This is a genomic window from Kitasatospora sp. NPDC093558, from assembly GCF_040683475.1.
Taxonomy (GTDB): Bacteria; Actinomycetota; Actinomycetes; order Streptomycetales; family Streptomycetaceae; genus Kitasatospora.
On record NZ_JBFBDY010000205.1, the window covers coordinates 1 to 10,567 of the forward strand.

9 protein-coding genes are annotated in these 10,567 nt (G+C 74.8%); 3 read left to right on the forward strand and 6 right to left on the reverse strand.

Annotated elements, in window-relative coordinates; translation table 11 throughout:
- The coding region (locus AB0O00_RS19955) for a protein phosphatase 2C domain-containing protein (RefSeq protein WP_363653544.1) at window positions 1-939 on the forward strand (939 nt) is incomplete at its 5' end.
- Window positions 940-964: 25 nt separating this feature from the next.
- Here AB0O00_RS19955 and AB0O00_RS19960 read toward each other — a convergent pair.
- From AB0O00_RS19960 to AB0O00_RS19975, 4 genes are all read right to left on the reverse strand, one after another.
- Window positions 965-1,564, reverse strand: a complete 600-nt coding sequence (locus AB0O00_RS19960) for a TetR/AcrR family transcriptional regulator (RefSeq protein ID WP_363653546.1) — start codon at window positions 1,562-1,564, stop codon at window positions 965-967.
- Window positions 1,565-1,664: 100 nt separating this feature from the next.
- Window positions 1,665-2,708, reverse strand: coding sequence for an agmatine deiminase family protein (locus AB0O00_RS19965; protein ID WP_363653548.1), 1,044 nt, complete (start codon window positions 2,706-2,708; stop codon window positions 1,665-1,667).
- Between the two features lie 18 nt (window positions 2,709-2,726).
- Window positions 2,727-4,433, reverse strand: a complete 1,707-nt coding sequence (locus AB0O00_RS19970) for an urease subunit alpha (RefSeq protein ID WP_363653560.1) — start codon at window positions 4,431-4,433, stop codon at window positions 2,727-2,729.
- A 5-nt stretch (window positions 4,434-4,438) separates the two neighbouring features.
- Window positions 4,439-5,149: an urease subunit gamma gene (locus AB0O00_RS19975; protein ID WP_363653550.1), complete on the reverse strand. Its 711-nt coding sequence runs from the start codon at window positions 5,147-5,149 to the stop codon at window positions 4,439-4,441.
- 542 nt (window positions 5,150-5,691) lie between these two features.
- Between AB0O00_RS19975 and AB0O00_RS19980 the strand changes: the two genes are divergently transcribed.
- On the forward strand, window positions 5,692-6,207 hold the full coding sequence (locus AB0O00_RS19980) for an ATP-binding protein (protein ID WP_363653552.1): 516 nt from the start codon (window positions 5,692-5,694) through the stop codon (window positions 6,205-6,207).
- Window positions 6,208-6,560: 353 nt separating this feature from the next.
- Window positions 6,561-8,852, forward strand: a complete 2,292-nt coding sequence (locus AB0O00_RS19985; protein WP_363653554.1) for a SpoIIE family protein phosphatase — start codon at window positions 6,561-6,563, stop codon at window positions 8,850-8,852.
- A gap of 21 nt (window positions 8,853-8,873) precedes the next feature.
- Here the strand turns inward: AB0O00_RS19985 and AB0O00_RS19990 are convergent, their stop codons facing one another.
- Together AB0O00_RS19990 and AB0O00_RS19995 are read right to left on the reverse strand one after the other, a co-directional pair.
- Window positions 8,874-9,917, reverse strand: coding sequence for a DUF2637 domain-containing protein (locus AB0O00_RS19990; protein ID WP_363653556.1), 1,044 nt, complete (start codon window positions 9,915-9,917; stop codon window positions 8,874-8,876).
- Between the two features lie 214 nt (window positions 9,918-10,131).
- Window positions 10,132-10,567 (reverse strand): (2Fe-2S)-binding protein (locus tag AB0O00_RS19995; RefSeq protein ID WP_363653558.1); only part of this gene is annotated, 436 nt, incomplete at its 5' end.

The following is a 10,567-nucleotide window of genomic DNA, read 5'->3' on the forward strand; positions in this document are numbered from 1 at the left end:
CCCTCCCCCCGCCCCGTCGCCCGCCCGCCGCTGGCCGCCGCCGTGCCGCACGTGGGGGAGCGCCCGCCGACGTACGGGCCGGAGCCGACGGCCGTGCCGGAGGCGGACCCGGGCTCGCTGGGGTCCGTCGTGCCGGACACCGTCCTGGAGGGCGCCCAGTACGGGCCGTCCGTCCTGCGGGCCGTGTCCGTGCGCGGCGACTCCGCCCGCTACCGGGGCGAGCCGCGGCGGGACGCGCTGCTGGTGACGCGCTTCGGCGACGGACCGGACGGGCTGCTGCTCGCCGTGCTCGGCGGCTTCGACCGCTCGACGGCCGACGAGGACGTCCCGCCCGGGTCGGTCGCCACCGCGGCCGGCGAGGCCTGCCGGCAGCTGGCCGCCGCGATCGGCCGCAGCCGGGCCGGCCTCGCCGCGGACCTGCGCGACGGCGCCCGCGACCGGCTCCGCTACGGCCTCCAGCGGCTGGTCACCGGCGCCGCGGCCCCGCTGCGGGCGCTGGCGACGGGCGAGGAGGACGGTCCGTCCCCGGCGTCGCTGCACTGCCTGATGGTGTCGCTGGACCCGGCGGCCGGCTACCGGGCGGCGTTCGGGATCGGCCCCGGCGGGCTGTACCTGCTGCGCTCCGGCCACTGGATCGACGCCTACGCGGCCCGGCTGCTGCACCACCCGGACGGCGTGCCGCCGGTGGCGGACGGTCCGGTGCCGGAGCCGCGGCCGTTCCGCTTCCGGCTGGTCCCGGCGACCCCGGGCGACATCCTGCTGCTCTGCACCCCGGGCCTGGCGGACCCGATCGCCGACGAGCCGGCCGTCGCCCACTTCCTGTCCGCGCACTGGGCGCACCCGCACCCGCCGGGCACGGTCGACTTCCTGCGGCAGGTGCAGGTCCGGGCGAAGGGCTACGCGGACGACCGCACGGCCGCCGCCGTCTGGACGGAGTAGGCGGAGTAGACGGAGTAGGGGGTCCTCACGCCCGCAGCAGGATCCCCGCCACCGCCGCCGCGTGGGCGAGGGCCGCGTCGAGGCGGGCGCCGGGGAGGCCGAGGGCGACGGGGACGGCGAGCCCGTCGAGGAGCGCGCGGATCTGGGTGGCGCGGTCGGCGGTGGGCCCGGGGGTGAAGTGGCCGGCGGCGCTGCCCTCGTCGACGAGGGAGGCCAGGTCGGACTGCCAGGGGGCCTCGATGTCCTGCTGGCCCTGGCGGAGTTCGGCGCTGGCGGGGGAGCGGCCCCACACCTCGATCCACAGGATCCAGCGCGGGTCCCCGGGCCCCTCGGGGAGGTAGAGGCGCAGGTAGGCGTCGAGGCGCTGCCACGGGTCGAGCGCGTGGTCGGCGAGGGCCTCGTGGCGGCGGGCGCCGAGCTGGTCCTCGCTCCAGCGGAGGGTTTCCAGCAGCAGCTGGTCCTTGCTGCCGAAGTAGTAGAGGAGGTGCCCGGCGCTCATCTGGAGCTGCTTGCCGAGCCCGGCCATGGTGAGTTTGGCGAGCCCGTGTTCGGCGATCGCGGCGCGGGCGGTGGCGAAGACCTCCTCGCGGGGGCGCGCCGGTCGGCGCGGGCGGGCGTCCGCCATCTGTCGTGCTCTCCCTCGGTGCGCAGCGGAGGTCGTGGGGTCCGGAAGGACCGAACGCTACCGGAGCGGGGCGGGCGGGCCCCGCTCCGGTAGCCGGGGGTCAGGCCTGGGGCTGCTGCTGGGTGATGCAGTGGATGCCGCCGCCGTTGGCGAAGATGCCGCGGGCGTCGACGAGTTCGACGGTGCGGCCGGGGTAGGCCTCGCCGAGGATGTCGGCGGCCTCCTGGTCGCGGGGGTCGTCGAAGCCGCACAGGATGACGGCGCCGTTGGCGACGTAGTGGTTGATGTAGGAGTAGTCGACGGGCTCGCCGTCCTCGTCGAACAGGACGGTGGGGGCGGGCAGTTCGACGACCTCCAGCTGGCGGCCCTGCGCGTCGGTGGAGGCGCGCAGGATGGCGACGAGCTCCTGGCAGACGGCGTGGTCGGGGTGGGCCGGGTCGGGCTGGACGTGGGCGACGACGACGCCGGGGCGCACGAAGGAGGCGACGATGTCGATGTGGCCGCGGGTGCCGAACTCGTCGTAGTCGCGGGTGAGTCCGCGCGGCAGCCAGATGGCCTTGGTGGTGCCGAGGAAGGCGTGCAGCTCGGCCTCGACCTGCTCCTTGGTCCAGTCGCTGTTGCGGCCCTCGCCGAGCTGGACGGTCTCGGTGACGAGCACGGTGCCCTCGCCGTCGACGTGGATGCCGCCGCCCTCGTTGATCAGGCGGGAGACGAAGCGCCGGACGCCGGTGAGCTCGCCGATGTGCTCGGCGATGTGCTGGTCCTTGTCCCAGCGGGCCCAGGACTGGGCGCCCCAGCCGTTGAAGATCCAGTCGGCGGCGGCGAGCGAGCCCTTGCCGTCGATCAGGAAGGACGGGCCGATGTCGCGCATCCAGGCGTCGTCCAGGGGGCGTTCGACGATCTCGACCTGCTCGGAGACGTACTTACGGGCCTCGGCGGTCTCCCCGGTGTTGACGATGAGGGTCACCGGCTCGTACCGGACGATGGTGTTGGCGACGGCGGCCCAGGCCTCGCGGCCGGCGTGCAGGTTCTCCGGGGTGTCGAAGGTGGGGTTGGTGGTCGGGAAGGCCATCCAGGTGCGGTCGTGCGGGTGCCATTCGGCGGGCATGCGGTAGCCGAGGGAGGCGGGCGTGGGGGAGGTCATCACGTAGTCCTAAGAGGATCAGAGGAAGTAGAGGCGGCTGAGCGAGACGCTGTCGGCCGGTTCGGAGCGCAGCGGTGAGCCGTCGAGCGAGACCAGGCCGGTCTCGGTGACCTCGACGTGGCCGAGGCGGGCGTTGCGCACCATGTCGCGCGGCCCGATGCCGCGGGTGCCGCGGACGCCGACGCGGCGGCGGCGGGTGGGCAGGCCGTCGGCGGGGCGGTCGAGGTAGGCGCCGTCGGCGGCGGCCTGGGCGACGAAGGCGACCGAGATGTCGGCGGCGGTGGCGCCGTGGGCGCCGAACTGCGGTCCGAGGACCAGGGGTTCGCAGCGGTCGGTGGAGGCGTTGGGGTCGCCGACGACGCCGTAGGCGGGGAAGCCGGCCTTGAGGACGAGCTGCGGTTTGGCGCCGAAGTGGTCGGGGCGCCACAGGACGATGTCGGCGAGTTTGCCGACCTCGATCGAGCCCACCTCGTGGGAGAGCCCGTGGGCGATGGCGGGGTTGATGGTGAGCTTGGCGATGTAGCGCAGGACGCGCTCGTTGTCGTCGCCGCCCTCGGTGGTGCCGTAGCCACCGTCGAGGGGGCCGAGTTCGGCCTTCATCTTGCCGGCCATGGCGAAGGTGCGGCGGACGGTCTCGCCGGCGCGGCCCATGCCCTGGGCGTCGGAGGAGGTGATCCCGATGACGCCGAGGTCGTGGAGGACGTCCTCGGCGCCCATGGTGCCGGCGCGGATGCGGTCGCGGGCCATGGCGGCGTCGCCGGGCAGGTCGACCTTGAGGTCGTGCGCGGAGACGATCATGCCGAAGTGCTCGCCGAGGGCGTCGCGGCCGAACGGCAGGGTGGGGTTGGTGGAGGAGCCGATGACGTTGGGGACGCCGGCCATCTTGAGGACGTTGGGGACGTGTCCGCCGCCGCAGCCCTCGATGTGGAAGGCGTGGATGGTGCGGCCCTCCAGCACCTTGAGGGTGTCCTCGACGGACAGGCACTCGTTCAACCCGTCGGTGTGCAGGGCCACTTGGACGTCGTACTCGTCGGCGACGCGCAGTGCGGTGTCCAGGGCGCGGGTGTGGGCGCCCATGTCCTCGTGGACCTTGAAGCCGGAGGCGCCGCCCTCGGCGAGGGCCTCGACCAGTGGGGCCGGGTCGGAGGACGAACCGCGGCCGAGGAAGCCGATGTTGACCGGCCAGGCGTCGAAGGCGTTGAACGCGTGGCGCAGCGCCCAGGGGGAGTTGACGCCGACGCCCCAGACCGGGCCGAACTCCTGGCCGATGATCGTGGTGACGCCGGAGGCGAGCGAGGCCTCCATGATCCGCGGCGAGAGCAGGTGGACGTGGGTGTCGATGGCGCCGGCGGTGGCGATGAGGCCTTCGCCGGAGACGATCGTGGTGCCCGTGCCGACGACGACGTCGACGCCGTCGAGGGTGTCGGGGTTGCCGGCGCGGCCGATGGCGGCGATCCGGCCGTCGATGAGGCCGATGGAGGTCTTGCGGACGCCCTGGATCGCGTCGATGACGAGGACGTTGCTGATGACGACGTCGCAGGTGTCGCGGACGGCGGCGGCCTTGAGGTGGAGGCCGTCGCGGGCGGTCTTGCCGAAGCCGGCCAGGAACTCCTCGCCGGGGGCCTGGGAGTCGGATTCGACGCGGACGATGAGGCCGCTGTCGCCGAGCCGGACGCGGTCCCCGGCGCGGGGGCCGTGGACGGAGATGTAGTCGTGCGGGGTGATGCTGCTCACGAGGGCACCTCCGAGTCGTCGAAGCCGGTCAGGTAGCCGGTTGCGCGGGCCTTGGCCAGGGCGGCCTCCTTGGCGCCGGGCGCGTCCAGGGGGCCGTCCACGAGTCCGGCGAACCCGATCGCGACGCGTTCGCCGCCGATCGGCACGAGGCCGACCTCGACGGTGGCGCCGGGGTCGAAGCGCACCGAGGAGCCGGCCGGGACGGCGAGGTGGGTGCCGTAGGCGGCGGCGCGGTCGAAGGCCAGGCGCGGGTTGGACTCGAAGAAGTGGAAGTGCGAGGTGACCGAGATCGGTACGTCGGAGGTGTTGTGGACGGGGAGCAGGAGCGTCTCCTCGACCGGGTCGTAGCCGGCGCCGTCGCCGGCGAGGGCGCCGCCGGGGGCCTCGTCGCCGAGGGATCCCGCGCCCTTGAAGGGGTCGTTGACGACGGCGAGGCGGGTGCCGTCGTCGAACACGGCCTCGACCTGGACGACGGTGACGACGTCGGGGACGCCGGGCAGGACGTCGTCGGCGCTCAGCACGCTGCGTCCGGCCTCGATGGCCTCGGCGAGGCGCCGGCCGTCGCGGGCGGCCTCGCAGACGGTGTCCGCGATCAGGGCGGTGGCCTCGGGGATGTTGAGGCGCACGCCCCGGGCTCGGCGGGCGCGGGCCAGCTCGGCTGCTGTGAAGATCAGCAGCCGGTCCCGCTCGGTGGGGGTCAGTCGCACGGTTCCTCGCTCGCGGGTCGTCGGGTCCCTCGGGCAGGCGGGGGGTCGGCTCGGGGATGCTCTGGCATGTTCGGGGTGAGGTTTAGAACGTCGTTCAAACTTCTCGGGTCATTGAACCCGGCCGGGGCCGCCCTGTCCAGCGTTGCGGCTGCGCGCCGGTTCGGCTCGCCGGGATGGCGCACGGGGTGAGCCAGGCGCGGGCGGCGGCGGGGAAAGGGGTGTGGGAGGGAGTGCGGGAGGCGGGCTCGGGCGCTGAACGGTCCGGCGCACGGCGCGGGGAGGGCACGGTTCCGCGCGCCGGGTGTGCGCGGGATCGGCGGAGGGAGGGCTCGAATGCGGGCTCTGCGCTTCGCAAACCCGTCCGGCGCGGGCAGTTGGATCACGCGAACCTCCCCGTGCCCCTTTCACCCCACGTGATCGGACGCACACTGTTGCAAACGCCGTCAGCTGGGCATGAGGATGGTGGTCGGAACGAGGAGGGCCACCCGGCGGGCGGGGGATCCGGCCCGGGGGCCCGGATGCGAGGGCGGGGGCATGTGGTGATGGACGGTCAGTCGCGATTCCCGCGGCAGCGGACGAGTTCGGGCGACGCCTACCGGTCCGGGCCGGTCCAGGGGGCGGCCGCCAGCACGGGCACCGCCGTACCGGGCGCCACCGCCCCCGGCTGCGCGCTCCACCGCCGGCTCCACCTGACGCTCGACCCGGCCGACCTGGTCGCGGTCGGCTCGGTCCGGCACCGGCTGCGCAGCGCGCTGAGCCACTGGGGGGTGCCGGAGCTCTCCGACACCGCCGAGCTGCTCTCCTCCGAGCTGGTGACCAACGCGCTGCTGCACACCGGCAAGGGCGCGGTGTTCGACGCGGTGCTCGGCACCGACCACCGGCTGCGGATCGAGGTGCAGGACGGCGCGACCCGCCTGCCCGGCCGCCGGCGCGACCCGGACGCCGAGTACGCGACCTCGGGGCGCGGGCTCCTGCTGGTCGAGGCGCTCGCGGACGCGTGGGGCGTCCAGCTGCGCGGCGACGGCAAGGTCACCTGGTTCGAGCTCGCGACGCCGTAGCCGCCGGTACGCCGGTACGCCCGTACGGCGGTGCGCTCGTGCGCCGGTCCGCCACGGATGACGCCGAGGGCGTGCGGCCCGCCCGCGGAATAGTTCGGATGCGGTTCATTCGTCGCCGAAGGACGCCCTGAACAGAAGGCGGGACGGAATATTTCCGGCCCGTTGCCATTGCCGCTCGGCCGAACATTGGCCAGGATGGTGGGAATGTGTGACCACGTGCGGAGAGCAGCGGGGAGACGGTACCTCGACTGAGCGCCGCAGGTCGGCACCGTCCGATCCAGCACCACCCATCACATCGCCACGCGGTCCGGCCGGACGGTCGGCGGGTCCGTCACGGCAGCGGCAGGAGCAGCATGCCCACTGAGCCCGAGTCGCCGGGGCCGGCGCTTCCTCCCGGTGCGTCCACGGCCGACCCGCCCGCCGGCTCACCCGGACCCACGACCATGGGCACGGGCCGGGCGAAGCCCCCCGCCCAGGCCGTGCGCCGGCGCTCGCTGCGCACCGCGCCCGGGGCCGCCGCAGGCCGCCTGGCGCCGATGCTGCCCGGCGGGCTGCCGTCCGCCGCCGGCGACTCCATGCCGGACTGGCTGGAGCCCGCGATGGCCGCCAACGGCATCGGCTCCTTCGACTGGGACATCCGCCGCGACGTGCTGGAGGGCGACCCGCGCGCCTGCGCGATCATCGGCCTGGACGAGCTCGCCCAGAACGCCTTCGACCGCACCGCCGCCGCCTTCCTGGCCCTGCTGCACCCCGAGGACGCGCCCGTCGTGCGCCGCCGGGTCGAGCGCGCGGTGGCCGAGCTCGGCCAGTGCGGCGCCTACTACCGCACGGTCGGCCCGAACGGCACCATGCGCGCCGTGCGCTTCCGCGGCCGGGTGCTCGCGGACGCCTTCGGGCGCGCCTCCCGGATGGTCGGCTTCGTCTGGGACGCCACCGTCGAACTCCACAAGCGCGACCGCGCCGACCGGCTCGCGCTGCTGCGCGAGGAGCGCTCCCGCTTCATCAAGGAGGCCGCCCGCGCCCTGTCCGAGGCGGTCACCGTCCGCGACGTCGCCCGGGTCTTCACCGAGCTGCCGCTGCCCGGGCTGCCGCCGGACGGCCTGGTGCTCGCCGCCTTCGAGGCCGGGCGGGCGCAGATCCTCGGCGCCTCCGGCTACCGGCCCGGCGCGCTCGCCATCTGGGACCGCACGCTGCTGCCGGCCGGCCACCCGGCGGCCGAGGCGCTGCGCCACCGCGCGCCGGTGTTCGTCTCCTCCCGCGACGAGTACCGCGCGGCCTACCCCGACGTGTGGGAGCCGACCAGCCGCAACGGCCGCGGCTCCTGGGCCTACCTGCCGCTGGTGGCCAGCGGCCGGGCGATCGGCGTGTGCGTGGTCAGCTTCGACGACGAGCGCGAACTGGACGCCGACGAGCGGACCCTGCTGTCGACGCTGGGCGGCCTGGTCGCCCAGTCGCTGGCCCGGGCCCGGCTGCACGACGCCGAGCACGAGCTGGCGGCCGGCCTGCAGCGGGTGATGCTGCCGCGCACCGTGCCGTCCGTGCCGGGCGTCACCACGGCCGTGCGCTACCTCGCGGCCGGCTCCGGCCTGCAGATCGGCGGCGACTGGTACGACGTCGTGCCGCTGCCCGGCGGGCACGTGGGCCTGGTCATCGGCGATGTCCAGGGCCACGACGTGCACGCCGCCGGGATCATGGGCCAGCTGCGGATCGCGCTGCGCGCCTACGCGGCCGAGGGCCACCCGCCGGCCGCCGTGATGGCCCGCGCCTCCCGCTTCCTCGCCGACCTCGACACCGACCACTTCGCGACCTGCACCTACGCCGAGGTCAACGTGGACTACGGCGTCGTGTACGCGGTGCGGGCCGGCCACCTCGACCCGGTGGTGCGCCGCGCGGACGGCACCGCCGCGGTCGTCCCGGTGGCCGGCGGCCTGCCGCTCGGCATCGACCCGGACCAGGAGTACCGCGTCACCCGCTTCAGCCTCGACCCGGGCGAGACGGTGCTGCTGTGCACCGACGGCCTGGTCGAGTCCCGCGGCATGGACCTGGACGAGGGCGTCGCCCGGCTGACCCGGGCGCTCGCCGAGCCGCTCCCGCCCGCCGAGGAGGCCGCCCGCGACCCGCTGGAGGACCTCGCCGACCGGATCGCCTCCCAGGCCGCCGACTCCAGCGAGCGCGAGGACGACATAGCGCTGCTGCTCCTGCGCTGGGACGGCCCGGCGGGCGGCCTGGCCGCCCAGCAGCTGCGCCGCCGGATCGGCCAGGCCGACCTCGCCCGCATCGCCGAGGTGCGGGCCGAACTGCGCGACGCGCTGCGCCGCTGGGGCGTCGCCGAGTTCATCGACACCGCCGAACTGCTCTCCTCCGAGCTGGTCACCAACGCCATCCGGCACACCGACCGGGACGCGATGTTCACCGCCCGCCTCTACCGGGAGCCGGCCTCCGACGGCGGCCGGGCCCGGCTGCGGGTCGAGGTCGAGGACGAGTCGGACCTGTGGCCGACCCGCCGCACACCGGGCGAACAGGCCTCCTCCGGCCGCGGCCTGATGCTGGTGGAGGCCCTCGCGGACGCCTGGGGCGTCGAGCCGCGCGGCTCCGGCAAACGCATGTGGTTCGAACTCAGCGGGGCCACGGCCACGGCCGCTTAGCGCTGTGCCCCGGCCACGGCGCTAGCCGAACTGCTGCTCAAGGTCCTTGAGCTTCTGCTCCAGCGAGTCCAGCCGGGGCAGCGTCACGGTGTCCTCGTCGGCGGTGAGGTCGATGGTGCGCCGCTCCGGGCGGGCCGGGAGACCGGGCTGCACCACGGTGCCCTCGGCCGCGCCCTCGACCTCGCGGGGGCCCGCGGACCGCTCGGGCCCGGGCCCGCCGGCTATGGCGGGCTCCGAACCGGCGGACTCCAACTGGCGGGCGCCGCCGCCGCGTCCGCCGCGCCAGGCGCCGTTGCTGCGGCTGATCGCCCGGATCTCCGCGCGCTCCCGGCGGCCGGCGAGCCTGCGGCGCTCCTTCTCCGCCGCCCGCTCCCGCTTCTCCTCGCGGACCTCGTCCACCGCCTCGTCGAGGCTGCGCACGCCCTCCAGGAGCATCAGCGACCACGCCGCGTACGTCTCGCGTGGGGCGCGCAGCCAGCGCACGATGCGGATCTGCGGCAGCGGCCGGGGCACCAGCCCCTGTTCGCGCAGGGCGGCCCTGCGGGTCTGCTTGAGCGCCCGGTCGAACAGGATGGCCGCCGAGAGCGACATCCCGGAGAAGAACTGCGGGGCGCCGGCGTGGCCGAAGCCGCGCGGGGCGTGCACCCAGTTGAACCAGGCGGACGCGCCGGCGAACAGCCACACCAGCAGGCGCGAGCCGAGGGCGGCGTCGCCGTGGCTGGCCTCGCGGACCGCGAGCACCGAGCAGAACATCGCCGCGCCGTCGAGCCCGAACGGCACCAGGTACTCCCAGCCGCCGGAGAGGTTCAGATTCTGCACCCCGAAGCCGACCAGGCCGTGGAAGGAGAGCGCGGCGGCGACGGCGGCGCAGCAGAACAGCAGCGTGTAGGAGGCACCCCCGTACAGGGATTCCTTGCGGCGGCGCCGTTCCTCGGAACGCTCCCAGGTATCCGTGCCCGCGGCGGCGGATCCCCGGCTCCGGGCCAGGGCCAGGAGGATGGCGCTGACCAGCAGCCCCACGCCTCCGGTGACGGCCCAGCCGAGCGGTATGTCGGACAATTTCATCGCCGGAACCAGCCTCGCTTTCCTGCGTCGCGTTCCTGCGTCGTGATGGCGGGGACCATCATGACGGATGCTCGCCGGGGGAATGGCCGATTCGCGGTCAATGCGCTGAGTAGAGGGATTTCTGACCCCGACTCAATCGCATTGTCGTATGAATTTGTGGCGGACGTTTCCTGGAATTCCGGGCTTTCCGGATTCCTTCTCGCACGTCCTTTCGTCAATTCCGCGTGACGCGGGGGCAGCCGCCGCACATCGCCGCGGGCTCCGCGGTGTAGACGAGGCAGCAGCTGGCGCGGGCCCGGTCGGTACCCGAAGGACCGCCGGGGCGGGGGGCCGCTGCGGCGAAACCGGCGTCCGGGGTGAAGGGGGACGGGCCCGGGGCGGGGGTGCCGGCCGCGCCGGGCGCGCACGCCGGGGTGGCCGGATCCAGCAGGGCGGTCAGTTCGGCCCGCGCCCGCGCCCGCTCCGCCTCGCCGAGCAGCCCGGCGACGTACCAGAGCCCTTCGACCGCGGCGTCGGTGGCCATCGCCCACAGCACGCGCGGCCCGCGGCGCACCTCGGGGCGGAACGCGGCCAGCACGGGGGCGAGGAACTCGCCGAGGGCGCGGCGCAGTTCGGCGTCCAGGGTGGCCCCGCACGGCACCGGGCGGGCC